At 68.0% G+C, this 24,509-nt stretch carries 33 protein-coding genes and 1 pseudogene; 32 read left to right on the forward strand and 2 right to left on the reverse strand.

Annotated elements, in window-relative coordinates; genetic code table 11:
* The first annotated feature begins 1 nt into the window (after position 1).
* The 19 genes and pseudogenes from CG747_RS24795 to CG747_RS24865 all read left to right on the forward strand — a co-directional run bounded on the left by CG747_RS24795 (position 2) and on the right by CG747_RS24865 (position 16,645).
* Positions 2–898, forward strand: coding sequence for a phage tail protein (locus tag CG747_RS24795; RefSeq protein ID WP_100604026.1), 897 nt, complete (start codon positions 2–4; stop codon positions 896–898).
* An 8-nt stretch (positions 899–906) separates the two neighbouring features.
* Entirely contained in the window at positions 907–1,968 is a 1,062-nt protein-coding gene (locus tag CG747_RS24800) for a hypothetical protein (protein WP_100604027.1), read from the forward strand.
* On the forward strand, positions 1,965–3,080 hold the full coding sequence (locus CG747_RS24805; RefSeq protein WP_100604028.1) for a hypothetical protein: 1,116 nt from the start codon (positions 1,965–1,967) through the stop codon (positions 3,078–3,080). Before CG747_RS24800 ends, CG747_RS24805 begins: the two co-directional genes overlap by 4 nt.
* Positions 3,080–3,781: a hypothetical protein gene (locus CG747_RS24810; RefSeq protein WP_100604029.1), complete on the forward strand. Its 702-nt coding sequence runs from the start codon at positions 3,080–3,082 to the stop codon at positions 3,779–3,781. The genes CG747_RS24805 and CG747_RS24810 overlap by 1 nt, the downstream gene beginning before the upstream one ends.
* Before the next feature lie 73 nt (positions 3,782–3,854).
* Entirely contained in the window at positions 3,855–4,886 is a 1,032-nt protein-coding gene (locus CG747_RS24815) for a LysM peptidoglycan-binding domain-containing protein (RefSeq protein WP_100604030.1), read from the forward strand.
* A 2-nt stretch (positions 4,887–4,888) separates the two neighbouring features.
* Positions 4,889–5,470, forward strand: coding sequence for a hypothetical protein (locus CG747_RS49800; RefSeq protein ID WP_257980699.1), 582 nt, complete (start codon positions 4,889–4,891; stop codon positions 5,468–5,470).
* A 281-nt stretch (positions 5,471–5,751) separates the two neighbouring features.
* Positions 5,752–6,003 carry a hypothetical protein gene (locus tag CG747_RS24825; protein ID WP_100604031.1) on the forward strand — a complete coding sequence of 84 codons (252 nt, stop codon included), beginning with the start codon at positions 5,752–5,754 and terminating at the stop codon, positions 6,001–6,003.
* Between the two features lie 827 nt (positions 6,004–6,830).
* Positions 6,831–7,055, forward strand: a complete 225-nt coding sequence (locus CG747_RS47440) for a hypothetical protein (RefSeq protein WP_146022157.1) — start codon at positions 6,831–6,833, stop codon at positions 7,053–7,055.
* Positions 7,056–7,411: 356 nt separating this feature from the next.
* Positions 7,412–8,209 carry a hypothetical protein gene (locus CG747_RS24830; RefSeq protein ID WP_100604032.1) on the forward strand — a complete coding sequence of 266 codons (798 nt, stop codon included), beginning with the start codon at positions 7,412–7,414 and terminating at the stop codon, positions 8,207–8,209.
* Between the two features lie 113 nt (positions 8,210–8,322).
* Complete coding sequence (locus CG747_RS24835; protein ID WP_100604033.1) at positions 8,323–9,066, forward strand: hypothetical protein; 744 nt, start codon at positions 8,323–8,325, stop codon at positions 9,064–9,066.
* Positions 9,067–9,152: 86 nt separating this feature from the next.
* Positions 9,153–9,434 carry a hypothetical protein gene (locus CG747_RS24840; protein ID WP_100604034.1) on the forward strand — a complete coding sequence of 94 codons (282 nt, stop codon included), beginning with the start codon at positions 9,153–9,155 and terminating at the stop codon, positions 9,432–9,434.
* A 111-nt stretch (positions 9,435–9,545) separates the two neighbouring features.
* Positions 9,546–10,001 (forward strand): hypothetical protein, encoded by a 456-nt coding sequence (locus CG747_RS24845; RefSeq protein ID WP_100604035.1) that lies wholly within the window; start codon positions 9,546–9,548, stop codon positions 9,999–10,001.
* A gap of 237 nt (positions 10,002–10,238) precedes the next feature.
* Positions 10,239–10,880, forward strand: a complete 642-nt coding sequence (locus tag CG747_RS47445) for a hypothetical protein (protein WP_146022158.1) — start codon at positions 10,239–10,241, stop codon at positions 10,878–10,880.
* 743 nt (positions 10,881–11,623) lie between these two features.
* Positions 11,624–12,403 (forward strand): annotated as a pseudogene (locus CG747_RS49805) (toprim domain-containing protein); the annotation flags it as partial.
* A 71-nt stretch (positions 12,404–12,474) separates the two neighbouring features.
* Positions 12,475–13,464 (forward strand): phage/plasmid primase, P4 family, encoded by a 990-nt coding sequence (locus tag CG747_RS49810; protein ID WP_257980700.1) that lies wholly within the window; start codon positions 12,475–12,477, stop codon positions 13,462–13,464.
* 79 nt (positions 13,465–13,543) lie between these two features.
* A complete protein-coding gene (locus CG747_RS24855; protein ID WP_180985696.1) occupies positions 13,544–15,745 on the forward strand; it encodes a DNA polymerase in 2,202 nt (733 codons plus the stop codon).
* Complete coding sequence (locus tag CG747_RS24860) at positions 15,742–16,029, forward strand: HNH endonuclease (RefSeq protein WP_100604036.1); 288 nt, start codon at positions 15,742–15,744, stop codon at positions 16,027–16,029. The genes CG747_RS24855 and CG747_RS24860 overlap by 4 nt, the downstream gene beginning before the upstream one ends.
* On the forward strand, positions 16,026–16,160 hold the full coding sequence (locus CG747_RS49815) for a hypothetical protein (RefSeq protein ID WP_257980701.1): 135 nt from the start codon (positions 16,026–16,028) through the stop codon (positions 16,158–16,160). Before CG747_RS24860 ends, CG747_RS49815 begins: the two co-directional genes overlap by 4 nt.
* 35 nt (positions 16,161–16,195) lie before the next feature.
* Positions 16,196–16,645, forward strand: a complete 450-nt coding sequence (locus CG747_RS24865) for a hypothetical protein (protein ID WP_100604037.1) — start codon at positions 16,196–16,198, stop codon at positions 16,643–16,645.
* Positions 16,646–16,717: 72 nt separating this feature from the next.
* On the opposite strand, the gene CG747_RS24870 is transcribed toward CG747_RS24865, so the two are convergent.
* Both CG747_RS24870 and CG747_RS24875 read right to left on the reverse strand, forming a co-directional pair.
* Positions 16,718–16,918, reverse strand: coding sequence for a DUF397 domain-containing protein (locus tag CG747_RS24870; protein WP_100604038.1), 201 nt, complete (start codon positions 16,916–16,918; stop codon positions 16,718–16,720).
* Positions 16,915–17,745 carry a helix-turn-helix transcriptional regulator gene (locus tag CG747_RS24875; RefSeq protein WP_100604039.1) on the reverse strand — a complete coding sequence of 277 codons (831 nt, stop codon included), beginning with the start codon at positions 17,743–17,745 and terminating at the stop codon, positions 16,915–16,917. Before CG747_RS24875 ends, CG747_RS24870 begins: the two co-directional genes overlap by 4 nt.
* Positions 17,746–17,855: 110 nt before the next feature.
* Between CG747_RS24875 and CG747_RS24880 the strand changes: the two genes are divergently transcribed.
* From CG747_RS24880 to CG747_RS24935, 13 genes are all read left to right on the forward strand, one after another.
* A complete protein-coding gene (locus CG747_RS24880; protein ID WP_100604040.1) occupies positions 17,856–18,071 on the forward strand; it encodes a hypothetical protein in 216 nt (71 codons plus the stop codon).
* A gap of 157 nt (positions 18,072–18,228) precedes the next feature.
* Positions 18,229–18,441: a hypothetical protein gene (locus tag CG747_RS24885; protein WP_100604041.1), complete on the forward strand. Its 213-nt coding sequence runs from the start codon at positions 18,229–18,231 to the stop codon at positions 18,439–18,441.
* 260 nt (positions 18,442–18,701) lie between these two features.
* The gene (locus CG747_RS24890) at positions 18,702–18,908 is read left to right on the forward strand and encodes a hypothetical protein (protein WP_100604042.1); all 207 of its coding nucleotides are present in this window, start codon (positions 18,702–18,704) and stop codon (positions 18,906–18,908) included.
* Positions 18,905–19,354, forward strand: a complete 450-nt coding sequence (locus CG747_RS24895) for an NUDIX domain-containing protein (RefSeq protein ID WP_100604043.1) — start codon at positions 18,905–18,907, stop codon at positions 19,352–19,354. The genes CG747_RS24890 and CG747_RS24895 overlap by 4 nt, the downstream gene beginning before the upstream one ends.
* Entirely contained in the window at positions 19,351–19,785 is a 435-nt protein-coding gene (locus CG747_RS24900) for a MarR family winged helix-turn-helix transcriptional regulator (protein ID WP_100604044.1), read from the forward strand. The genes CG747_RS24895 and CG747_RS24900 overlap by 4 nt, the downstream gene beginning before the upstream one ends.
* Positions 19,782–20,243 carry a hypothetical protein gene (locus CG747_RS24905; RefSeq protein ID WP_100604045.1) on the forward strand — a complete coding sequence of 154 codons (462 nt, stop codon included), beginning with the start codon at positions 19,782–19,784 and terminating at the stop codon, positions 20,241–20,243. Before CG747_RS24900 ends, CG747_RS24905 begins: the two co-directional genes overlap by 4 nt.
* 112 nt (positions 20,244–20,355) lie before the next feature.
* Positions 20,356–20,916, forward strand: a complete 561-nt coding sequence (locus CG747_RS50740) for a transposase family protein (RefSeq protein WP_308303801.1) — start codon at positions 20,356–20,358, stop codon at positions 20,914–20,916.
* Between the two features lie 144 nt (positions 20,917–21,060).
* A complete protein-coding gene (locus tag CG747_RS50745) occupies positions 21,061–21,243 on the forward strand; it encodes a hypothetical protein (RefSeq protein WP_308303802.1) in 183 nt (60 codons plus the stop codon).
* A gap of 524 nt (positions 21,244–21,767) precedes the next feature.
* Entirely contained in the window at positions 21,768–22,022 is a 255-nt protein-coding gene (locus CG747_RS24915) for a hypothetical protein (protein WP_100604046.1), read from the forward strand.
* Positions 21,982–22,509, forward strand: a complete 528-nt coding sequence (locus CG747_RS24920) for a DUF6879 family protein (protein ID WP_100604047.1) — start codon at positions 21,982–21,984, stop codon at positions 22,507–22,509. Before CG747_RS24915 ends, CG747_RS24920 begins: the two co-directional genes overlap by 41 nt.
* Positions 22,510–22,535: 26 nt before the next feature.
* Entirely contained in the window at positions 22,536–23,384 is an 849-nt protein-coding gene (locus CG747_RS24925) for a helix-turn-helix transcriptional regulator (RefSeq protein WP_100604048.1), read from the forward strand.
* A gap of 96 nt (positions 23,385–23,480) precedes the next feature.
* Positions 23,481–23,690: a hypothetical protein gene (locus tag CG747_RS24930; protein WP_100604049.1), complete on the forward strand. Its 210-nt coding sequence runs from the start codon at positions 23,481–23,483 to the stop codon at positions 23,688–23,690.
* Positions 23,691–24,066: 376 nt separating this feature from the next.
* Positions 24,067–24,255, forward strand: coding sequence for a hypothetical protein (locus CG747_RS24935; protein WP_100604050.1), 189 nt, complete (start codon positions 24,067–24,069; stop codon positions 24,253–24,255).
* Positions 24,256–24,509: the final 254 nt, after the last annotated feature.

Raw genomic sequence — 24,509 nt, forward strand, 5'->3', positions numbered from 1 at the left:
CGTGCCACAACTACTGAATGCAGCGGGGGACCAGGTCACCCAAGACGGGCAGATCGAGTTCGCGGGTCTGCTCATGGGAGAGACCACGGAGTACGTGGGCGAGCAACTGACCGGATGGGACGACCTCCCCGACGTGGAGTCGGCCACCGTGCTCCGCCCCACCCAACACGGGGGCTGGCCCGGCCATCTCCTGGCCGGCACCCGCACCCTTCAGTTCGACTTCATGGTTCTGCCGGACAGCATGGAGCGTTACCCCACGCTCCTGGCCGACCTCCGCCGGGCGACCGCTCCGACCCAGCGGGAGCAGGACCTGGTAGTTCAACTCGCCGGAGCCCGGCGGCTGATGCGGGGACGGGTGACCCGGCGGGCCCTGCCGGCGGACCGCCGATACACCCGAGGGGAGCCGTACGGGTCGGTGGTGTGGGAGTGCTCCGACCCCCGCCGGTACGAACTGCAGGAGAACCGCATCACCTGCGGGCTACCGGCCCCGGAACCCGGCCTGGACTGGACGGACGGCCTGGACCACCCCCTGGAGTGGGGCATCACCGGGTCCACCGGCACCCTCGCGGCGCCCAACCTCGGCGAGGCCCCGACACATCCGGTCGTGGAGTTCCGGGGCCCCGTGGTCCGTCCCTCGCTCCTCCAGCTCCACACCGGTTGGCGCCTGGAGTACGACATCACCCTCACGGAGTCCGACGTCCTGCGTATCGACTGCGACGAGGGGACCGCCGTCCTCAACGGCACCGCGTCACGGCTCTACACCGTGACCGCGTCCAGCGTGCCGGAGCAGACGTTCACGTTCGACCCCGGGGTTTCCGTCCTGGCCTTCCGGGCCGCGCCCGGTTTCTACGACCCCTTGGCGTCCGTCACCGTGCGGTGGCGGTCCGCTTTCTGGTGAAAGGCAACATGACTGTACGTAGTGGTTGGCTGGTCAACCGGGACTCCCCGGGCGGCGGACAGACCCGGGCGGACACCCGACTGGTCCCCCTCGGCACCTGGACCCCGCAGGCCGAACTCACCTCGCGCGGCGGCGTCGTCCCCGGCGGAACTCCGTTCGCGTTGACTGCGGCCGGCGCGATGCAATGCACGATCGGCACGGGCCGGGCCCTGATCAGCGGTAGTTCCGTACAGGGGGCGTATCCGGTGGCGGTCACGGAGCCGGAGACGCTGACGATCGCGGACGGAGACGCGCAGTATCCGCGGAAGGACAGCGTCCTCCTGCGGGTCGACGACTCCGCCTACGACGGGTCGGACCAGTCCACGGCCGCCCTGGTCGTCGCGCAGGGCACCCCGTCCGCCACGCCGGAGGCTCCCGCGGCCTCCGGCACGGCAGAGAAGCTGTACGAGATCACGGTGCCCGCTGGCACTTCAGCCGGTACGGGCGGGATCGACTGGGCCACCGCCGTCTCCGACCGTCGCCGGACCACCGTGTCCCTGGGCGGCATCCAGGCCGGTGGCTGGAGCCTGAACTACGGCGGCGCGTACCCCGGCCAGTACCGGGACAACAGCCGTGGCCTGGAACGCTGGGACGGCGAGAGCTGGCGCAGTGTGGCGGAGCGCCATTACGTGGCCGTCCGCAAGACCGACGCCTACAACCTGGCGGCGAACCGCTACACCCCCGTTCGCTGGAGCGGCGTCGATGCGTGTACCGACGCATCGATGTGGACGCCGACGAACCCCACGCGCCTCGTGGCCCCTGTCGGGGGGCTCTACACCGTGTACGCCCAGCAGACGTGGCCCGGTGGTGCCGAACAGGCACGCGTAACCGTCACCAAGAACGCCGGCGTCGGGGAATGGCACATGTCGTTCATCGCCCGGTCCAACGGTGGGCAAGGGCACGCCACCGCCCTCCCCGTCGTGCTCCAGGCCGGCGACTTCATCGAGGTGAACGTCTACTCAGCGACTGCCCTGGACAGCGTCCCCGGGCGGTACAGCTACGCCGCGCTGCGGTGGCAGGGCCCAGCATGACCAGCGCCCTCCACCCGGCCGGCTACCGGTTCCTGTTCACGGACTTGCGCACGGACCAGCTCCTGGACGTGCTCTCCGTCCAACAGGCCGCCTTCGACGACTACATCGGCCGCACCGGATCGCTACGCGGGACCCTCGCGGTGCCGGATGCTGCGACGGCTGCCCGAATCAAGGCGGCCGTGGTGCCCGGCCGGACGGCGCTGTGGGTGGAGCGGGGCCGTGACCTGTGGTGGGGCGGCATCGTCTGGACGGCCACGCCCGCCGTAGACGAGCGCGGCTCGGCAACGGTCGCCCTCCAAGCGGCCACCTTTGACTCCTACTGGGACCGCCGCGAAATCCGGGACACCCTGGAGGCCCGCCAGATGGACCAGCTCGACATCGCCCGGGAGCTGGCGGCCTACGCCGCGAACAAGGCCGGCGGGGACATCGGCATCCGCATCGACTACACCGGCACGTCCGGTGTTCTTCGGGACCGGACGTACTCCCGGTACGACGCGACCCCGGTACGGGAGGCCCTGGACCGGCTGGCGGCCGTCGACGGTGGCTTTGAGTGGCGCGTCCAGGTCTACCGGGAGGCGGAGACCGGCGAGCGCGTGAAGCGACTTCAGCTCGGTTACCCGAAGATCCGGTCTGGTGCGGTGCCGGTGATGCTGACGTACCCCGGCAACGTCCTGGCCTACTCCTGGCCGCAGGACGCCACCGGCATGGCCAACACCTGGCAGAGCCGAGGCGCGACCGACAACCAGAACCAGGCCGAACAGTCGAACCCCCTGCTGTCCACGGAGTGGTCCTACCCCGAGAAGCTGAAGGAGGGGTGGTCCCGCCTGGACGGGCACAGCGACTACACCACCGTGGAGCGGCTGACCACGTTGAACGAGCACGCAAAGGCCGACCTGGCCCGCGCCAAGGAGCCGGTGGTGATCCCGTCGATTCGGGTTCGTCTGGACGGCGAAGTGACGCCCGCGCTCATCGGCGCAACCGTCCGGCTCCGCATCCGCGACACCTGGTTCTCCGACGGCCTGGACGCCACGTTCCGTGTCGTCGGGCTGAGCGTTACCCCTGACCAGCGTGGCCAACAAGAGTCCGCGGAGCTGTATTTGGAGGCGGCCTAGTGGCGATCATTCCTCAGGATCTGACCGACCGCATCCGGCGCCTGGAGGCGGAGCTGCGGATGCTGACCACGGCCGCGAACCGGCGGCCGGCCATGAACCAGGTTCTCCACGGTGACGTGAAGATCGGGGAGGGCGGCAGCCTCTCCGTTCGGCAGCCCGGCGGCAAGGAAACGTTCCGTGTCGGGGAAGTCGGCCCCATCGCGGGTGAACACGCCCTGGTTGTCCGGCGCCGCGATGGCAGTGAGGCTCTGTCGGTGTGGAACGGCACCACCGCGGAAGGGCAGGCCCAGGCCGTCCGCATCAAGGACGCCCAGGGAAATGAACTTCTCTCGGAGGACGTGGTGGGTGGCGGCCTGGCCCGCCCGCATCTGCCCGTCGTGATGAGCCCGGCCCAGGCAGTCAACTGGCCTTCCACCAAGGCCACAGACTGGACGGATCTCCAAATTGCCTGGCCTGAGGTCCAGCACCCGCGGATGGAGGTTTTCGCGCAGGCGTTGGCCAACGGGGCCGGCGGGGATATCCGCATCACCGTGGACGGCCAGACCGTGGCCTCCGGCTCCGCCGGCAAACCCATCCAGGCAACGTTCAAGATCCCTGGCTACCAGTTCGGCGCGCACCCGGAAATCAAGCTCCAGGCCCGCGCCAAAGCCAACTCGATCGTGTGGGCCTGTGTCCAGCGGCTGTACGGCGTCGCGGCCTGACCCACTCACGACCACATGGCCCCGCCAGGCACTACCGGTGGGGCCGTTCCATGCACGACAGAAGGAGGGCGGCTTGGCGAAGGCCGCAGACGTGATCCGCATAGCGCGCGGAGAGATCGGCTACCGCGAGGGATACAGCGGGGGCCACTGGAACAACCACCAGCGTTACAGCCCGGCCGTGCCGGGCCTGGAGTGGTCCCAGAACCAGGCGTGGTGCGCCACGTTCGTCTCCTGGTGCGCCCGGCAGGCCGGCGCGGCGTCGTTGTTCCCGGTGACCGCGTCGGTGTGGACGGCGTACCAGTGGTTCCGCTCCCAGGGCCGATACTCCGCGTACCCCGCCATCGGCGCCCAGGTGATCTACGGCCGGTCGGCAAACTCGCACACCGGCATCGTGGTGGCGTACGACGCGGACACGATCACCACCGTTGAGGGCAACACGAACACGAGCGGCAGCGCGGAAGGAGACGGCGTCTACCTCAAGCGCCGCAACCGTCGAGACGCCTACGTCCACGGCTACGGCCTGCCGCAGTACGCCGAGGGCGTGACCACCGCGGACCCGGCCCTGAAGGACAAGCGCGGGTTCACTTACAAGGCGGCGGCCTCCGGGCCGGCCACGTCCGGCTCGCACACCGGATCGTCGAAGGGCAAGACGGTGGTGGTGAAGGCCGGCCAGACCCTGGGCAAGATCGCCGCATCCGCCGGTGTCTCCCTGGCCGCGCTCCTGGCCGTCAATCCCCAGGTGAAGAATCCTGACGTGATCCACCCCGGCGACAAGGTCACCGTGCCGGAGAAGGGCGCCAAGCCTCCTGCCAAGGTCAAGCCGGTGGTGTCCCTGGCCCGCATCCGCGCGGCGGCCGTCCGCGACCCGGACCGGGGCCAGGGCGGCACCACCTACCCCGCCGACGTGCGCCCCGTGGAGTCGGCACTGAGGGCAGAGGGCCTGTTGGACGCCCGCTGGTGCGACGGCTCGTTCGGGTCCATGACCCGCATCGCGTACGCGAACTGGCAGAAGCGGGCCCGCGTCGGCGGCCCCCCGGACGGCATCCCCGGTATTGCCTCGCTGCGACTGCTGGGCGCGAAGCACGGGTTCACCGTGAAGGGGTAGAGGTGAGCGACCGCGACGAGCTGGGCGCCGTGATGATCGGAGCCCGTGAGATCTACGACGAGCTGGTGGCGCTGCGCGGCGACGTGCGGAGCCTGACCCAGACCCACGAAGCGGTCACCCAGACCCTGGCGGACCATGAGAGCCGGCTGCGGGGCCTGGAGCGGTGGCGTTACGCCCTGCCCCTGGCAGCAGTCACCTCCCTGGGCACGCTGATCGCGGCCCTGGTCAAGGCGACCGGAACGCCCCCCAGTGCATCCGGGCACACACCCGCCCCTTGTCCTGGAGGACTCATGCCCCACCCCCACATCGCTCTCGTCGGCAAGGCCCGGTCTGGGAAGGACACCGTGGCCCAGCTCCTGGTCCGCCACGCCGGTTTCACCCGGCTGACGTTCGCCGACGAACTGAAAGCGGCCCTTGTACGCCTGAACCCGCTGGTCGTCTCGTGCTGTCGCTACGAGGAGCACCGGCTGGAGGACGCCCTGGAGAACCACGGTGGGTGGGAGGGCGCCAAGGCCCTGGGGGAGGTCCGGCGGCTCCTTCAGGAGTACGGCCAGGCCGTCCGCGACCGCGACCCGGATTTCTGAGTCAGGCCGGTCCTGGCCCAGGTCCGCCACGGCAGCGAATGGCACATGCCATGCGTCGTGGCGGACGCCCGCTACGCCAACGAGCTGGACGCCCTCCGCGCGGAGGGCTCCGTGGTCGTCCGGGTGGAGCGGCCGGGCACCGGCCTGGACGGTGACGCCGGAACGCACCCCTCAGAACTGGAGCTGGACGGCGTCACGCCGGACCACGTGCTCCACAACACCGGGACGCTGGCCGAACTCCGCGACAGCGTCCGCGCATTGTTCGACAAGTTGGGAGAGACATGTTCGACCTCATCCGCCAGACCCTCCGGGACAACCCGGTCCGGGTACGGACCGCCCTGGGCGCGCTCCTGGTCCTGGTGGGCCACTACATCCCCGCCGTGGCGGACGTGGCGGTGAATGACCAGGCCGTGGACGCGATCACGTTCCTTGTCCTCCTGTTCCTGGGAGAGGGCGCGTCCCGGAAGGTGGCGGCCAAGTACAACCCGGCGACGCTGCCGGAGGAGTCGTTGGGTGACGGAACCGGCCACTAGGCCGCTTGGCTCGGATCACTTTGCGGACCAGCGGAGGATGCCCGCGACGTGGACTCCGGACGGGCAGAGCGTCGTGGTCTATTCGAAGGGCCTAGCGATGCCGCACCACTGCATCGGGGGGATGGTGAGGCGCGGTACATGCCACCGCCGGGGTGCCTCGGCGATGACGAATGCCCTCCGCGCGCACCCTCAAGTCTGTTGGCGCATGTCAGCGCCGTATTCGCAGAAGTTCGCCTGGGTTCAGGCCTGTTATGGGAACGCCTGAGACCGCAGCGCGTACCGTCATGGACGTCGACACACCGAGCCGAATGAGACGGAAACTGAGACAGCGCTATGGGGGCTCGACCGGAGGGTGATTTGGACTCCAGATGAAGCGCCGAGGTGACCCAAATGAGTGCTCTGTGGTGTGCGCTGTTACAGCGATCTATTGCGGTGGAACTGCTTCGATGGCGACGGTGAAAATGTCGCCTAGTCGAGCAGGCGCATGCACCCGATTGTAACCTCTGGAGGGCGAGATGGCGTCCATTACTCTTCAGGACTCTGAAGAGCTATTCGTGAGTCCCGGGGAGCCCCGGGCATTCGGTTTCCCCGTTCCTCAAGGAGCGCGAGGTTTTCCACTTTTCTCGCAGGCATTCCCGAGCAGGCCACTCGGAGGCAAGCAGTCCCTGTGGACAGTCGCTCACGGGATTGAAACACGCGGTAGCACGGGAGGCGAATTTCCCGGTCACAGTTTCTTCGGGCACTGGGTGACAGTTCAAGTGGCTGACCCTCAGATCGTTACGCCCTTCACAATTTCGACGATGGTCGTTACCCCCTCTGGAGCTTAAATGGCGAAAATGAAGGTCGTTGTCGATAATTACGGCATCATTAAGGCTGCCGCAAGGATCAACCCAGAAAACGAATACTCGCCAGTCGAAATTGAAGTCAAGAGTGGTGAGTCTCTCCATGAGGTTGATGTGCCAGAAGAGGTGCAGTCTGGAGGACTCGGCATCCTTGCCGACTTCAAGCTGGCCCTCGGCGGTGAACCGAAGTTGGTGAAGCAAACCGTATAGCGGACAGGAGGCGCCTTATGCCTCCCGTGACCTGCGATCGAGGTCAGGGGCCTTCGCCTTGCTGAGTGTCCGATGGCACCAAGGCGGTTGCTGCTGACGCGCGGACGACGGGCCGCGCGTCGCCGCGATGCGCCCGCTCACGCTGGGGCCCCGTTCCCTCATGGAGCGGGGCCCCTTCCGCATGTCTGGGGTCGAAAAGCCGCCTTGGTGCCCTTCCTTCCCTGATGCGGTCCAGAGAAAGGAGGAGCGCAGGGCTGTTTTTGGGCCCCGAAGGGGGCTGTCACGGGCCCCAGTGGATTCCGCCGTAAGCAACTGAGCGCGGCCCCTTGGTGGGCCCGTGAGCGAGCGGAGAGACCGTGGCAGCACTCAACACCATTCAGCGGTCCGGAAGCCGGTTCTACGTCGATCCTGAGACGGGCGCCAAGGCGCCGGGTGTGACCTCCGTCCTGTCCATGCTTCCGAAGGGCTTCCTTGAGTTCTGGGCCGCCAAGGAGGTGGCCACGGCAGCCGTGGACAATATCGGCCCGCTAGTCGGCCTGGCTATGAACGACCGCTCCGGCGCCATCGACTACCTCAAGGGTGCGCCCCGCCGAGTTACCCGGCAGGCGGCCGACATCGGCTCGGACGCACACGACGTATTCGAGCGTCTGGCCCGCGGCGAGGCAGTGACCCGCGTCCACCCGGCCCTCCGGAGCTACGCCGACCACTTCCGTGCATTCCTGGACGAGGTCCAGCCGGAGTTCCTGTTCCTGGAAGATGCGGTGTGGAGCGACCCGCACAACTATGCCGGGTCGTTCGACGCCATCGCGCGCATTGGCGGGGAGACGGTGGTCCTGGACTGGAAGACGACCCGCTCCGGTGTTCATGAGGAGGTGGCGTTGCAGCTCGCCGCGTACGCGAACGCGGACCGCATCGTGAAGGCGGACACTGGGGAGTCCGTCCCCGTTCCGGAGATCGACGCGGCGGCCGTTCTCCACGTTCGGCCGGAGGGCTGGAAGTTGGTGCCCGTGCGGCACACGCCGGAGCTGTTCCAGACGTTCCTTCACCTGCGGGCGGTGTTCGACTGGGAGCGGGAGGGCAAGCGCGGCGTGGTCGGCCGGCCGGTGGTCTCCGGCGGGGAAGCGGAGACGGGAACCCAGCGGCGCGCGGCGTAGGCCGGCCGGGGCTGTCACGGCCCCCAGTGCATGGAAGTAGCGAGAGGCCCGGCCCACGCGCCGGGCCTTTTCGCTGTCTCATTTCCAAGCACTTCCCAAGGAGAGCCAGCACAGTGGCACCCCGCACCCTCCGCGTGTTCGACACCGACCCCAACGCCCGCCCCAAGGTCTTCACTTCCGACTACGTGGGCCGATTCCGTGCCGGGCAGCAGCTCAACGGCCGCCCCGTGGCTCTGAAGGCGTGGCGCATCACGACCGGTGACCCGGAGGTGAGCAAGACCGTGGCTGATCTGTACGGCGGGACGCCCGAACCGTGGGAGACCACCAAGGAAGACTCTCTGGAGGTGCTGACCGACACGGACACCGTCAAGGTCATCGTGGACGGCCCGGACGCCGTGACGTTCCGGATGGCGCTGTACGGCATGACCGGCAAGCCCATCCACGCCTGCGACGGCGTGGAGTTCACCGACCCAGAGGACCCGCGCCACGGCCAGCCGTGCGGCTGCCCCACCACGATCCAGGAGCGCAAGGCCGCAGCCAAGGCCGGCCACGGACCGAAGCCGGACCAGAGGGTGGAATTCCGACTGGCCGACGCCCCTGGGCTCGGCCGCTTCCGGCTCATGACCGGCTCCTGGGACTTCATGAAGAGCGTCGAAACCCTCTGGCGGGAGCTGGAGGCCGTCGGTGGTCCAGCCCTGTGTTCGCTGGGCCTGGAGCTGGTCGAGTTCACCACCAAGGCCGGGGTGGACGTGGCGTACCGAAAGCCGGTTCTGACGGTGCACGGCCCCGCCTCGACGGAGGCCGGCCCGACCGTTCCCTTCCTGTCCAAGGCCACCGCGGATTCCGCACCGTTCTGATCGCACCCGTCTGACCAACGAACTTCGGCCGGCTGTGTGCCCGATGCGGCGCGCGGCCGGCCTGGCATGAACCAAAGGAGAGCACAGTGGCCAAGAGAGGCCATATCCATGACTTCACCGGTCAGGAGATCCGCGAGGGGGACACCCTGGTGTACGCGGCCCGACGCGGCAACAGTGTGCGCATGGCGGAGGCCGTCGTCCTGCGGACCTACACCGAGAACTACAAGGGCCGCGTCCTCCCCATGCTGAAGGTGAAGCCGACCGGCAACGAGAGCGGCTGGGTCAAGCGCTCCACGTTCCGAGTGGAGACGGTGGCGGCCGAACACGTCGCCGTGACAGTCCCGGCGGAGGTGCCGGCCAGTGTCTGACGTGCTCCTGGTCCTGGCGGTCATCGCAATGGCAATGGCCATCGCCGGTCGCGCCGCCTGGTTCCTGCTGACCCTGGGCGTGGGTCTGGCGGCTGTTCGACGGAGCCGCTGATGAGCAACCCGGCCAAGCGGAAGGGGACGGCCTGGGAGCGGGAGGTCCGGCACTACCTGAACACCGCCCTCGGCCAGTACGTGGACCACTGGAAGGACGCGGCCTATCCCTGGAAGGACCCGCACGACCCGGACAACGTCATCCGGCCGGCGCAGACCGGAGCACGGGACGTGGGAGACCTCCACGCCCGGCCGTTCGTGCTGGAGTGCAAGGCTGAACGTTCCATCCGTCTGGCCGACTACGTACGGCAGGCCAAGCGGGAGGCCACGCACGCGGGGTTCCCGCTTGGGGTGGCCATCGTCAAGGCGCCGCGGCGATCCGCGGCGGACGGGTACGCAGTCATGGATCTGGCCACGTTCGCCCAAGTGTTGGTCCTGCTGCGCAGGTCAGAGGCAGGAGACAATAATGAGCGATTGGATCGGCTTGTTCTTGGAACGGATGGCCTTATGGGGTGATCGGCTTCGCCTGTCAGTCAGGTGAACCTCTCCTCGTCGGTGTGGTGTCAGCGCTACGGGTGGTAAATGAGGCACGTGAGTTACCCACCACCCACTGGCCCGCCGAGTGGTCCCCTGTACGAGGGGCCGGGGTCAGGTCCTCAGCCCCCTCCACCCCCTCAGCCTCCGCGGCGTTCTTGGTGGCGCACTCCGCCTGTGCTCATTGGCGCTGCCACTGTGGTTGTTGCAATTGCGGTTGTGCTCTACTTCGTTCTCGGCGGTGGCAAAGGTGGAGGCAACGCTTCGGCAATTCCGAATATCGACTCGTCTGTAGCAGCCAGCGATCTCGCGAAGCGCGTGACGCTGACGCCAGCAGACTGGGGCCCTGAGTTTACGCAAGACTCTCCATACGAGAGTAGCGAATTGTCTGGAAATACCGTCGACCAGAACTGCAATTATGTGTCGCAAACGCTAGACAATGCTCTCGCCACTCTCCGGCGCAACGTCAAAAAACCAGACGGCGCAGTAATTGCCGTATCTATTTTCACTGCCTATCAGGCAACGGGCTCTGCCCAGTCCATCATTTCCCGGCATCACGACGAGCTGCAGAGATGCACTGCGGAGACGCAAGGCAAGGTGCGGTTTGACGATGTTCATGCGGCTGCAATTCCGGAAATTAAAGGCTTCGATGAAGTAGTGGCCGAGGAAGGCCATCAGGCCACCGATCAAAATGGACAGAAGGCGGATATTTCCTACACATATCTCACTGGCCGAAAAGGGAAATTCGTACTCGAGGCGGAAAGTGACTCCGCGCCCGGGAGTCAGGTGCAGAACCGCAGCGATACGGTCAGCGCCCTCCAACTCATGCTGAGGCGCCTTGAGAATGGCGGGTCGAAGTGATGTCCGTGGCGCTCAGCTACGACTGATTGGCCGGATACACCGACCATGCTGCCGAGTGCAGCTAGATGACGACCTCCTTGAAGCGGGCGTGTCACGGACCCCAGTGCATGGGGCCGGACACGCCCGCTTTCGCATGAGGAGAACCCGTGACGACCCCGACCAAGGACCTGACCCAGTTCCTGGCCCAGTTCCCGGAGGTGCTGGAGGAGCGTGGGGAGTACGGAGTTCCCTGTCCTGTCCACGACGACAACCACCCCAGCCTGTTCTTCCGCCTGAAGGAGGACGGCAGGCTCCTGGTTCGGTGCTGGGCTGGCTGCGACCGGGACGCGATCCTGGCGGCCCTGGGCATGCGGCCGGCGGACCTGTTCGACTGGGCGCCCGGCAAGGGCGCGCGGGCATCCGCCAAGCCGCTGCCCGGCGATCTGGACCCCGGGTGTCTGGCGGCCCTGGCGCAGTACGTGGACACCACGAACGTTGCCTACCTGGACCCGGAGCACCCAGAAGCTCGGGACTACGTGCTCCGGCGCTTTGGCCTGGAGCCGGAGCGCGCGGTGGCCCTGGGCCTGGGCCTGCACTTTCCCGGCCTGGACGACCGGTTTCCCTACCGCTCCACCGCGTACGAGAAGTACGCCCGCTTGACCGTGCCACTGAACGACTTCAGCGGCCGTCCCCGTGGCCTTCAGGGCCGGGACCTGAGCGGGCACTGTCCTGCTCGGTGGCTGTCGATCACCAATCCGGAGGGTATGGCCTGGAACAAGTACGGCGTGTTCACCGCTCACAGCGGCTTCGGCACCGTCCTGATCACCGAAGGCCCCGGCGACGCGTTGACGGCCGTGGGCGTCGGCTACGACGCCGTGGCGATCCGCGGAGCCGGCCTGGCCCGCAATGACGCACTGGTGGAGGAACTGGCCAAGAGCCTCCAGGATCGGGACGTGGTCTTGGCCGGCGACCGCGACACCGCCGGGGCTCAGTTCACTCAGGTCCTGGCGGACGCCCTGGTCCGCGGCGGGGTCATGGTGCGGCGCGTGGAGATCCCCCCCGCCGGGGACGACCTGAGCGACTGGCGCGCCCGCGACCCGGAGTCGTTCCCCGGCCAGCTCCACGCGGCCGTCCGCCGGGCACCGTTCCATGTCCTGGACGAGCAGCCCGAACCCGTTTCGTCCGCGTCGACGGCCGGCGACTCCGGGCCCCTGCCGCTTACGGACCTGGGCAACGCCACGCGGCTTTACCTCCAGCTCGGCGGCCACGTCCGAATGGTGCCCGGCATCGGGGTCTACAAGTGGCACGGGACGCACTGGCAACTCATCCCGAAGGAAGCGTTGTACGCGGACGTGCGGACGGTGATCCAGGCGCTGGAGGATGAGGCCGGCCACGATCCGGAGAAGCGTGCCCGGTGGGCGCTGAAGTCGCAGGATTCCGGGCGGGTCAAGGCCATGGTGGAGATGCTGGCGAGCATCCCTGGTGTGTACGCGACGGCCGACCGGTTCGACGCCGACCCGAACCTGTTGGCGTTTAAGAACGCGGTGGTGGATCTGCGCACCGGCCAGACCCGGCCGCACGATCCGGCGGATATGAACACACGGCCGTCCTGGAAGTGGACTACCGCCCGGAGGCCCAGGCGCCCCGTTGGGAGCGGTTCTTGCAGGAATGCCATCCCCACGCATCCGACATGCCCAACTTCCTTCAGCTGCTCACCGGCTACGGGATCACCGGGTACGGCGTCGAACGCTGCTTTGTGATGCACGTCGGCCCCACGACGAACGGGAAGACCACGTTCACGGAGACCCTGGAACGGGTGTTCCGGGAGATCACGAAGCGGGCGGACCCCGCGCTCTTCCAGAAGCGGCGGGAGTCCGGCGGCCCCCGGGCAGACGTTGTCAGCCTACGCGGCCGGCGCCTGGTGATCTCCTCCGAGTGGCCCGCGAACATGCCTCTCGATCAGGCCCTGATGAAGGCGGTCACCGGGGACCAGACGATCACGGCCCGGGGCGTCTACGCCAGGGAGGAGCTGACGTTCCGGCCGGTGTGCCTGGTGCAGGTGGACACCAACTACCCTCCCGACGTTGATGCCACCGACCAGGCGCTCTGGCAACGCGTGCGGGTCGTTCCGTGGATGGAGGACTTCCGGGGACGTGAGGACAAGCGACTGAAGGAGGCGTTGGCGACGGAGCGAGAGGGCATCGCAGCATGGGCGGTTCGTGGGGCCGTGGCCTGGTACCGGGAGCACGCCGCCGGCCGGGGCCTGGTCTTCCCGGAGGCGGTGGAGCGCCGGACCGCCCACTACCGCGACACCAGCCACCCCCTGGCCGGGTTCGTGGGTGAGGAGTTTGTGGTCCAGGAGGGCGCCCGGGTTCCTCGCACGGACGTGTGGGAGCGATACCGCACATGGGCAGAGGAGTGCGGTATCCGGCACACAATGACGCGCCCCAGGTTCTACGACGCCATGCGCACTTTCCCCGGAGTGCGGGAGAGCAAAGTCAACGGGAACCGAGTCCTGGCAAATCTGGCGGACGCGCGAACAGCGTCACGGGCCCCAGTGGATGCGGGTACCTCAGACATCTTCGGCCAGCCCAGGACCGCGTAAGCGCGTGACGAAAAGGGGCCGTCCCACCCGGGGCGGCCCCTTTTCGTATGTCACGGCGCGGGCCGGCGGCCGACGCACCATGACGGAGCCCGCGTTGATCACCCACCGCCACCAACTGGCCGGCGACCAGACCACCATCTACGCCCTGGAGACAGAGGACGACGCGCTCCAGGCCCGGGACTGGCTGACCGCACGCCAGCCGCGTTCGCTGGCCCTGGATACCGAGACCAGCGGCCTGGACACCTTCAGCCCGAGTCACTGCCTGCGGACCGTGCAGTACGGCACCGCGGATACCGCGTTCGTCGTCCCCGTCGAACGCGGGCCGGCCTTCACGGAGCTGGCCCGCACGGTGGTGACCCGGTGTCCGGAGCTGGTGATCCATAACGCCGCCTACGACCTGTTGGTTCTGGATCGGCACGGCGTCGCGTCGCTGGAGTCCGTCGCACCGAGGGTGCGGGACACCAAGATCCTCGCCCACCTCTGTGACAGCAGGCAGGATTTCGAAGGGGGCGTGGGCGTCAGCCTCAAACCGCTGTCCGCCTGGTACGTGGACCCGGCGGCACCGGACACCCAGGCTGGCCTGAACCGGGTGTTCAGGTCCTACGGCCTGACCAAGGAAACCGGCTGGGCCCAAGTGCCGTACCAGGACGAGGTCTACCAGCGCTACGCCGGCCTGGACGTGCTCCTGGCCGCCCGGCTGCGCCCCCACCTGGAACAGGAGCTGGTCCGCCACAGCATCCCGGACACGCTGGTGGAGTACGAGCACCAGCTCATGACCATCTGCGCAGCCATGGAGCGTCGCGGCATGCTCCTTGACGTGCCGTACACGGAGGGCCTGGTGAACCGACTTGAGGAGCAGGCGGCCACGCACTCCGCGAGGGCGGCCCGGTACGGCGTCGAGAACGTCAACAGTGACCGCCAGGTGGTGGCTGCGCTCCAGGGCATGGGAGAGAGCTGGGAGGAGACGACCGGTTCCGGGGCCCCGTCGGTGGCCAAGGAGGTGCTGTTGCCCCTGGCGGATCTGAACGGCAAGTGGGAGCGGTTGGAGGTCCGCACGCCCAACCCGTTGGCGGACGCGGTCCTTCGCGCCAAGCGGGCGTCCAAGTGGCGCACGTCGTACGCCGTGGCCATGCTCGCGAACCGCGACGCCCAGGACCGTATCCACCCGAAGATCAACACTCTTGGTGCGAAGACGGGGCGGGCCTCCGTTTCGGACCCGCCGCTCCAACAACTTCCCTCCAAGGGTTGGGAAATCCGCCGGAGCGTCGTGGCGGAATCCGGTGCCGCCTACTTCAGCGTGGATCAATCCAGTGTGGAATTGGTTGTCTTGGCGGCCCTGTCGCAGGAACCGCGCATGTGCCAGGCCATCCGTGACGGCCGCAACCTCCACGACCACACGGCCACGCTCATGTTCGGGCCCGCGTTCACCAAGCATCAACGCGGTTTGGCGAAAATCGCGGGCCTGGGAACGTCGTACCAGGGCGGCGCGGCGACACTGGCGAGGCAGACCGGCCTTGCCGTTTCAGTCATGCGGGACACTCTGGCCCGCTATGCGCGGGCCTACCCGGGAATTCGCCGCCAGGAGGGCAGGGTGGCCGCGCTGGAAGCGCTCCGCCGCTACGACCCCGACGGTGGAGCACTGTTCAGCACCTACGCCCATGCCCGCATCAAGGGCGCCATGACCGACTCCGCCAACACCAGCTCCGGGCCGACGGTTTCGGCCGACGCGGTGGCCACCTTCAAGGGGTGCCTAGGGATCGTCGGCGGCGACATGGAGGCCGCGGAATACCTCGCCACCGTCCTGCCCTCCAGCCACCACCGGCTGAGCGCCGAGACCGCCCACAGGGTCCGCCAGGCCCTGGAGGGCGCGGAGTCCCTGGACGGTCCGGCACACGCCGGCGACGCGTTCGTTTCGCTGAGCGACACCATGGCAGACCCGTACCGGTGCGGAGTGCCGGAGGACCTAGTGGAGCCGGCCGACGAAGCCCGCCACGACCAGGCCCGCAAGGCCGCACTGGCGAATGCACTCCTGGAGACGCTGTCCGGCAACGCCGCGCGCATCGTCCGGATGGTCTTCGGGTTCGAGCCCGAGACCCACCTGTTCAGCGGCTACGACCACAACGGCCTCCCGATACCCGACCACACCGCGATAGCCCAGGAACTGGGCATCACCCCGGCCACCTCCCGGCAGACGTTGAAGCGCGCCCTGGACCGCCTCCGCGCACGCGTCGAAACACTGGCCCTGGAGGGCGTGGACCTGGACGTGGACCTGGCCGCGTGACCCGACGCCGCAGGCGCCCGGCTCCAGCTCGGCGCCCGACAAGACGGCGCCGGCCTCCGCCGTACGACCGGGACGAAGTCCTGGCCCGCTGGTCCGGCTGCGCCTACTGCGACGGCCCAGCGGAGGAACTGGACCACGTGCTCCCCCTCGCCCGCGGAGGCCGGGACACAGCGGACAACGTCGTGGCCGCCTGCCGCACCTGCAACGCATCCAAGTACACCCACACCCTGGCCTGTTGGGCCCTGAGCAAAGGAAGCGCCACCCCGTGCGCATGCGATTCATGACCTTGGAAGACGCCACCCTGGCCGGTGCCTCCGTGATGGACCTGGGCCGGGACCTGGAGCTGGAGGTGGAGGTGGCGGTGGGCCCGCACGACGGCGGAGCCCCGTGGCCGCTGGTCGATGCCGACGGCTAGGCCACGAGGAACGCAGAACACCCCGGAGGAAGATCATGGCTGATCAGTTCACCTGCGAGTACGACGGCGGAGCACGCATCGCCGGGCGCCCCGACGCGGATGGGTACGTGGAGCTGGAGGTCCAGCGCCTCGACGACGGACAGGAAGCGACGACGTACGTCTACCTTGCCCCCGAGACCGCCCGCCGGTTCGCGCGGTCGGTCACCCTGGCCTCCATTGCGGCCGACGGAGAGACCGTCCCGACGGCGCCCGAGGAGCGCATGGTGGAGCCGTGTCCGAACGACAACGCTCCCTGCTCCTCTGCTTGCCGAGCACGCTCCGGCTGTCACCGTGAGGCAATAGCTGACCTGTTCCGACCCGCCGAGCCCGACACCGAGCAGGGAGAGGTCACCCGTGAGGAACTGTTCCTTGCAGCCCGGGAGCTGGCCGGGCCGGCGGCCGGCCTGGACGACGTACTGAAAGTGGCCGCATACCTCACCGCCTGACACAAGCAGCCCCCTTCACCACGATGGTGAAGGGGGCCGTTTCTGATTCTTGCGCGTGTGTGGCGGAATGGATCAGCCGTGTGACTTGGCGAACTCGACGAGGCCGGCGAACGACTCCCGGGTCAGCGTGAGCTGTGGGCCGTTCGGGTTCTTGCTGTCACGGACCAGTACTTCACCTGTGGCCGCCGCGTGCTCCGGGGCCCATTCGACGCAGGAACCACCGTTGCTACCGCTGTAAGAGGACTTGATCCAGTTGAGGGGGTCGGTCGTCACGGGGTGCCCTTTCGTGCCTGCTCGATCATGGCAACGGAATCCGCTTGGGAGAGCGCTTCAGTCTGTAGCTGATGGTAGGCCCTCACCAGGGGCAACACGGTGGCGAGTTCGCGGTCTAGGTGGCCTTGAGTCTGAGACTCGACGTAGGACACCACAGACCGGTCAACCAGCGTGAGGAGGTGCACCAGTCGGCGGAGCGACTGTCGCTCCCCCATGGTGAACGGGGCTACCTGTAGTGACGTGTTTGGCTGTTCGGCGAACTCGATCAGGCGGGCCAACTGGCGATCCATGACCGTGGGGCTCCCGATCGGCCGTCGAATACAGCTTTCATCCAGTACCACAATCACCAAGGGGTCCGGGGGGCGGACGAGCGCCATTTGCCGCTCTATTAAGAAGTCCACCCGCTCAACTGCCTGATCGGCAGTGAGGTCCCCTCTCTGTACGTTGACCGCCTCTAGAGCTTCCGCGTACTCCCGTGTCTGTAGCGGGCCAGGGATTACACCCATTTCAAAAAGACGGACCTCGGCGGCCTGGCCCTCGTGGCTGACGTACTCCGGGAACCCCTCCAGCAAGGAACCGTGTTTGATCTCGCGCCACTCACGCTCGAACGAATCTCCAGTCCCAAGCGCCTTGTCAGCGCTTGTCGCGAACCGATGAGTTGGTGGCCTCCGTCCAGTTTCAACGGCAGAAACATGAGCCCCGGTGCACCCGATGCGCTCGCCCAACTCGTCCTGTGTCCAGCCGCGTTCGTCCCGTAACCTGCGCAAACGCGTCCCGAAGCGGGCGCCGGGTGACGCTTCGGGGTTCAACTCCTTGCGGTTCACCATGGTCAACCTCAACTCATCAATCTGTTTTCCCTAGTTGATGGGTGCCTCGACTGTAGGCAACTCTGGGTGCTCCCGGTAGTGGAAGCGCTACGGAGAGGCGAGGAGGGCCCATGACCAGTCCTGCCCGCACGCCGTACCAGGCGTGCGCCGATGCGGGTACGCAGTTCGACGACGCCCTGAAGGCGATCGACATCCAGGCGGACCCGAGCACCGTGAAGGTGACGGAGCGGGAAGACGGCATGCGCCTTCACCGCGTCGTCCCGCCGCAGCTCACCCCGAGCCAAACTGCCCGCGTGACCAGGTACCTGAAGGCGGCGCGATCGTGAGCGGTAAGCCGGACGACCTGAGCCAGAAGAACGGCAAGAGGAACGAGCAGTCGCAGGGCCCGAACGGAGGCAAGAAGACCGACGACCGGGGGCGACCGTGCAGCGCCTACTAGCACGCCTGCTCGCCGACCAGCGGGGACCCGCACAGGAGACGACGGTGACCGACGACGACTCGAACCCCGTTGCCTGTCCGTTCGGTTGGCACGACATGAGCCAGGAGTCGGCCACCGTGTGGACCTGCGAACAGCACGGAGCGACCCTGGTCGTCGGCGGTCTCGGCCCGCCCGCCAAGGTAGCGCCGCGCATCGCGCGGCCCCCCGCACTGGTCCCGCAGCAGACCACCTTCCACGGTCGCCACCGGCGGCCCTGAAGATCCCCGGCGGACTGATCCCCGCCGGGCACGCTCCCCACGGTTGAGCCCACACCCCCGCCCGTGGGCTCCCGGTCTCCTACCGCCGGAGACAACGGGGAGCACGGAGTCCGACTGACCTGCTTAAAGGGGGCGGGTCAGTCAGGCTCCGACGCCGCCCAGGCCCACCCCAGCCCGGCCTGGGCGGCCACCATCACCCGCCCCGGCATCGTTGGGCGACGTCACTGCCGGGGCGGGCCCCACCACCACAGGGAAGACGCATGCGCTTCGACGTTCGCGAAATCGTGCAGGACCCCACCAGAGGCCAGGTTGGCCGCATCACCGCAATCAACGGAGCCTGCCTCGTGCTCAGCAGGCCGCACCATCCCCCCTGGGACGCCCTCGCCTCCTGCTGCATGCCCGCAACGCTGGCCGAACGCGAGGACCTGAAGTTGCTCGAAGGCCAGGAGCAGGGGGCCGCAGCATGACGGACCAGTTCCTCCACCCCGACGGCCGCCGCATCGGACTCCTGGCCCTCTTCCGCAACGCCGACGGCCACCCCCTGCTGCTGCGCAAACGCGACCGGGAGCATCAGCCATGGTCCCTACCCGGGGGCTGCGCCGTCGGAGGCGAACCGCCGACCCACGCCCTCCGCCGCAAGGTGTACGAGGAGACCGGCCTGGAGGCCCCCCCCGGCCTCGTCCTTGCCCTGCCCTACATGCCGGCCAGCCCCGAAACCGCGGAGGGGTACAACCTGGTCGTGGACTGCGGCGAACTCCCCAACAACACCCACCTCCGCCTGAATGACCATGAGTTCAGCGCCCACGGATTCATCCCCGTGAACCAGCTAACGACGTGGGGAGCGATTGAGGCCGGACGCGGCTTCGTCTCGCTTGCAGCAGGTACTACGAAATCGTATAGTTCGAAATCGTGAAGTCCGAATCCGTGCCATCTGAGTGGTCGGCCCTGCTTGCTCTGCAGCGAGCCACCCACGCCACCCTGCAAGTGCTCGCCGCAGAGCTCGTCGACCTGGACCTGACCGCCTCCGAGATCAACGCACTGGCCAACCTGGCCGACGGCCGAGGCCGGACCGTGTCCGAACTCGGCGCGGCCGTGGGCACCCGCCCCACCACGCTGACCAGCGTCCTGGACCGCCTGGAACGACGCGGCCACATCACCCGTGGCGCCAGCCCGGGAGACCGCCGCGCGGTGCTCATCGAACTCACCTCCTCCGGACAGTTGACCGCCACCACGATCCGACAGGCCATCGCCGGTCTGGAGCACCGCGCACTCGACGGCCTGTCGACGGACGCGATCGCAGGCCTGCGCGCTGCCCTGCAAGCCCTGACGGAGGTGCCCTCATGACCGCTCATCCCCCGCACGCTGCCAACGCGCCCGACTTCGAAGCCTTGATGGCCGAAGTGATGGCGACCACCGATCGGTTCGGCCACCGGGAACATGTCCATCTGACGTGGCTGGCCGTGCGGCGGGTCGGTGTGCGCGCGGCGGTCGGCCTGGTCAGCGACGGCATCCAGCGCACCGCCCGCTATGCGGGGGCGCCCCAGAAGTACCACGCGACCGTCAGCCGGGCCTGGGTAGAGCTGGTCGGTCACCACGCGGCCGAACATGGCGAAGACGACTTCACCGCGTTCGCCGACCACCACCCCGCCCTGCTCGACAAGCGACTCCTGACAGCCCGCTTCTACCGTCCGTCGACGCTGGCCTCCTCACAGGCGAAGACAGACTGGATCGAGCCCGACCTCGCTCCCTTCCCGTGGCGGGACGCCGGCCGGGAGCAGCCCCGGGAGGAAGCGGCGCGGTGACCGTAACCGGGCAACGGCTGCACGGGTTCAGCAGGTTGTGAAGACTGGCTGGGCACGTGCGGCCTGTTCCCATCCTGCTCTGACGGGCCTCGCCCGCGCACATCTCGGCGAGTTGATCGAAGAACTCGCCGCCAAGTGGCAGGCCGTCCGGGAGTCGGCGCTGCGCGAACGACGCGGTGGGGCCCGGCGCCGGGCCGCTGGTGCGGGTCCCAAGCAGCGCATGGTGTTCACCGACCGGCTGCTGGTCACCCTGGTTCACCTGCGGCTGGGGCTGCCGCACGCGGCGCTGGCGGAGCTGTACTCGGTGGACCGTTCCACTGTCTCCGGGGCGATCCGCCAGGTCCGCCCGCTGCTTGCGGCCCGCGGCTTCGCCGTCCCGGACCGTCCCCGAGTTCGGTTGCGCTCGCTGGAGGACCTGTTCGCCTACGCTGACGCTGAGGGTGTCAAGCTGCGGATCGACGGCACCGAGGTGCAGGTCCGCCGCCCCCGCGCGGGGCGCCCCGGCCGCAAGGCGTCGTCTCTGGCGAGAAGAAGCAGAACACCATCAAGACCACCACCTTCAGCGACGGCCAGGGACGCACCCTGTTCAGCGGAGTCGTGCGGCCGGGCCGGATGCACGACCAGACTGCAGCATCTCCGAGCAGTTCCATCAGCACCCCACGGTGGAGGCTGAGGTCGACGAGGGCTACCGGGGACTGGCCAACGAGTTCCCCGGCCAGGTCAGTGCGCCGCCGAAGAAGCCGAAGGACGACGCGCCGCTCGGCGAGCACCATGCCTGGCGCGAACGGCGCGCTGCCAGTCCTCCGCGCGGATCTGTGTGGAGCACACCAACGCCGAGTACAAGCAGTGGCGGCCGCTGCAGCGGTTCACCGGCCGCCGCGAGACCTACGCCGAGACCCACCTCGCGATTGCTGGACTGGTCTCCGACCGCTCCGCCCGGAGGGCAACCCGTCACAAGCCGAGCATCGAACTGGTGCTCGCCCGGCGCGTCTCCTGCTGATCATCCACCAGCCGGACCGCCAGGCCGACACGCCCCGACCTCAATCGCTCCCAAGGTCGTAACCGACCACGCCCAGCCCCTCACGGCCGCGCGCACCCGGTCCGCCCTGCGAACACTGACGGCCGGCGGCGGCATCGAGCTGCTGGAAGCCATTCCCCTACTCGGCTAGCGCCGATGTCCACCAGCCCCGTCCGGGTGAAGCGAGCAGCATCCGGACGGGCCCGGCCATGACCGGGAACCGCTCCACACGTCCTTCAGGTGCAGAAGGATCGGAGCGCGGGGCCGCCTGCGAGAACTGGGGAGTCGGGTCAGGCGGCCCCACCGAACACCGCTCCCTCGCCGGATGACCGATCACGAGGTTCCCCCCTTCAGTGAGATACCGGCGAGGGAGCGGTCAACGCCCCGCAGTAGCACTGCGGGGCGTCTGCCGGTTCAGCATTGGCGCGAGTTCGTCCCTTGACGGCCCCCCTCGGCAGGGCAATCGTCGTGCAACAAGCCGCAACCCGCTCGAACGGGAGAAGACGATGTCACTACTGTTCTTCGGCAAAGACCCCGACTCGGACGACGATCACTGCCCCTCCGCATGGGTGGACGAGACAACCGCGGACCTTGTCCTCCAAGGCTGGAAGAGCGATGACGCCACCGAGGCGGAGTGTTTGAACTTCGGGTCCATCCCGGACACTGAGGCTGTGATCCGCATCCCGGCACGCATGGTGCCGCAGCTCCGGAAGGCATGCGATGCCGCAGAACGCGCAGCAGGCGAATCCGACCTTCGCTGAGATCATCAAGGACACCGAACGCTCCGCAGTGCACCTTGAAGCGCGTGACACGTACTTCGACAACGAGCGGTTCGCAGCCTGGCGACAAGGCGAACGCGTCAATTGGGACGACCGCGCGTCGTGGTGGCGCCCCTTCCACGACCACATCGCCGCCGCCGTCGCACGAGGAGTCGTGATCCGCCGACTTCGCATCGTGAGCGAACCGGCCTCGGAGTACATCCGGTGGGAGCACTACGTCACCCGCGCCAACACGGAGGCCGGCGAACTGGTCCGCTGGCTCCCCCGCCGCCACGCCACAAACCTGGCCGTACCCGCAAACGACTACTGGCTGTTCGACGACCGGCTAGCTCGGGTCCACCACTTCGCCGGAGACGGCTCGCTCGTGGACGACGAATTCAGCTCGACACCGGCCACCGTCAAGTTCCTGAACGAAGCCTTCGAAGCCCTGTGGGAGCACGGCATCCCGCATGAGGAGTACCAGGTCTAACCCCTACGCACCGAGTCAGCCAGAACGTGTCTTCGTCCCCTTCCTCCAGCGCCCAGGCCGCTCGCGAATCCGTCGCGGAGCGGCTGAAGGAACTACGCCTGGACGCAGATCTGACGACCCAAGAACTGGCTGACCGGTGCGGCTGGCACAAGGCGAAAACCTCCCGCATCGAGAACGCCAAGACCATGCCGTCCCAGGCCGACATCACCGTCTGGTGCCGGGCCTGCAACGCTGCTGACCACGCCCAGGACCTCATTGCGGCGTCACGCTCGGCTGACTCGATGTACGTCGAATGGCGACGCCGACAACGCACCGGCCTGCGACGCGTCCAAGAAGCCAGCGTTCCCCTGTACCAGCGCACCAGCCGGTTCCGCATCTACTGTTCGCGGCTCATGCCCGGACTCCTGCAAACAGAGGGCTACGCCAGAGCCCTCCTCGCCACCATCGCGGACTTCCGTGGCCTACCCGACGACTCAGCACGCGCCGCAGCAGCCCGTGTTGACCGCTCGCACATCATCCGAGACGGACACCGCCGCGTCGTCCTCGTGGTGGAAGAGGACGCCCTCCACCACCGCGTCGCCGATGACGCCGAAATGGCCGCCCAACTGGGCTACCTGCTCGCCGCCATGTCATACCCGGCCGTCTCCCTGGGGATCATCCCAAGATCCGTCCGCCGGGACATGTGGGGCACGGAAACGTTCACCGTGTTCGACGACAACCGCGTGCACGTCGAACTCCTGGCAGCCAAGGTCACGGTGACAACGCCCAGCGAAGTGACGCTGTACCTCGCCGCATTCGAACGCCTGCGCCGAATGGCCGTTTACGGAGCCGAAGCAAGAACGCTGATCACAGGCGCCCTCGACTCCCTCGGGTAACTCACCTGCAACAGACTGCAACAGAGTGGCCCACCTCACAACGCCCTCCCTAGCGTGGTCAGCACCCAAACGACGCGAGGAACCCGCGGAGATGGCATGACGACCCCGAGCCGGTACAGCACCACACCCGTTGAACTGGACCTGGACGCCTGGCTCCTGGAAGGCGACGCCGCCTCCGGCTGCGCCTCCTGCGCCAGCCTTGCCGCGAAGCGGGACCAGGCGGCGAAGGTCGGCGACTGGAAGACCGCCTGCAACGCCGCCCGGGGAATTCGGAACCACCACGACGGACACCGGGAGACGCTGTGACCCGCCCCGAGCCGGCCGACCACGACCACGAGCCGACCACGGCCCACAGCCCCCTGTGGGGCCGCTCCGGCACCACGTCGGTGCCCCGGGGTCAGCCGGTACCCGCATGCCCCTACCCGTGCGCAACCTGCCGCGCCAAGGGCCGTCAGTAGGTGCTCTGCCGACATGGGCATCTGATGACGGAGGAAGCACCCGGCATCTGGGTCTGCCACGCCTGCGCCCAGATGACCGGCACTTGAGACTCCCGCCCCGGCGGCGGAAACCTGGACAGTCGAGCAGCCGGGGCGGGTGACCCACCCGCAGAGACCTGCGGACCTTCGGGCCGTGCCTACGACGGTACGGCGGTGCGGCCCCTCGCGAAAGAGGAGGTAGACGGATGAGTGCTCTAGCGGTCGAGACGTACGAGACGCGCACGCCCGACGCCGAAGGCTGGCGCGGCATCCCGTTCCGGCACCCGGCGGACCTGGTGGTCGTCGCCGAGAACGACGGTGGGAGGCACGACGGCGGACCCATGCCCCCGGAGGCACCGCGCGAGCCCACCCCGCAGGGGGGCGGCGAGAAGTAGACCGCTGACGGCCCCGTGGCCAAGTGAACAGGCCCCGTCCCTGTGCCTCTCTCGGCGCATGGGCGGGGCTTCTCGTTGCTGACCTGCGGAAATAGAGCTTGCCAGGGTGTAGGCTCGACCTGGACCGAACCCTGTGCCATGGCGGTGTCGTGTCCCCACTTCGTACGGCGGATGTCGCCCCCGCAGTCATCCGTCCGCGGATGTCCGCTTTGAGGTCTGCGGGGCACCAGCCGAGAGGCTGGGTGCACCACCGT

Origin of the sequence: Streptomyces sp. CB02959, assembly GCF_002803155.1 — a bacterium.
Lineage (GTDB): Bacteria > Actinomycetota > Actinomycetes > Streptomycetales > Streptomycetaceae > Streptomyces.

Bases quoted from the DNA above. Each gene is read 5' to 3' on its own strand.
- CG747_RS24915 (WP_100604046.1), top strand. From the start codon at position 21,768: ATGTCACTACTGTTCTTCGGCAAAGACCCCGACTCGGACGACGATCAC.
- CG747_RS24845 (WP_100604035.1), top strand. From the start codon at position 9,546: ATGAGCAACCCGGCCAAGCGGAAGGGGACGGCCTGGGAGCGGGAGGTC.
- CG747_RS24930 (WP_100604049.1), top strand. From the start codon at position 23,481: ATGACGACCCCGAGCCGGTACAGCACCACACCCGTTGAACTGGACCTG.
- CG747_RS24875 (WP_100604039.1), bottom strand. From the start codon at position 17,745: ATGGTGAACCGCAAGGAGTTGAACCCCGAAGCGTCACCCGGCGCCCGC.
- CG747_RS24895 (WP_100604043.1), top strand. From the start codon at position 18,905: ATGACGGACCAGTTCCTCCACCCCGACGGCCGCCGCATCGGACTCCTG.
- CG747_RS24825 (WP_100604031.1), top strand. From the start codon at position 5,752: ATGTTCGACCTCATCCGCCAGACCCTCCGGGACAACCCGGTCCGGGTA.
- CG747_RS49815 (WP_257980701.1), top strand. From the start codon at position 16,026: ATGACCTTGGAAGACGCCACCCTGGCCGGTGCCTCCGTGATGGACCTG.
- CG747_RS24905 (WP_100604045.1), top strand. From the start codon at position 19,782: ATGACCGCTCATCCCCCGCACGCTGCCAACGCGCCCGACTTCGAAGCC.
- CG747_RS47440 (WP_146022157.1), top strand. From the start codon at position 6,831: ATGGCGAAAATGAAGGTCGTTGTCGATAATTACGGCATCATTAAGGCT.
- CG747_RS24800 (WP_100604027.1), top strand. From the start codon at position 907: ATGACTGTACGTAGTGGTTGGCTGGTCAACCGGGACTCCCCGGGCGGC.
- CG747_RS24935 (WP_100604050.1), top strand. From the start codon at position 24,067: ATGAGTGCTCTAGCGGTCGAGACGTACGAGACGCGCACGCCCGACGCC.
- CG747_RS24880 (WP_100604040.1), top strand. From the start codon at position 17,856: ATGACCAGTCCTGCCCGCACGCCGTACCAGGCGTGCGCCGATGCGGGT.
- CG747_RS24920 (WP_100604047.1), top strand. From the start codon at position 21,982: ATGCCGCAGAACGCGCAGCAGGCGAATCCGACCTTCGCTGAGATCATC.
- CG747_RS24805 (WP_100604028.1), top strand. From the start codon at position 1,965: ATGACCAGCGCCCTCCACCCGGCCGGCTACCGGTTCCTGTTCACGGAC.
- CG747_RS24865 (WP_100604037.1), top strand. From the start codon at position 16,196: ATGGCTGATCAGTTCACCTGCGAGTACGACGGCGGAGCACGCATCGCC.
- CG747_RS24890 (WP_100604042.1), top strand. From the start codon at position 18,702: ATGCGCTTCGACGTTCGCGAAATCGTGCAGGACCCCACCAGAGGCCAG.
- CG747_RS24855 (WP_180985696.1), top strand. From the start codon at position 13,544: ATGACGGAGCCCGCGTTGATCACCCACCGCCACCAACTGGCCGGCGAC.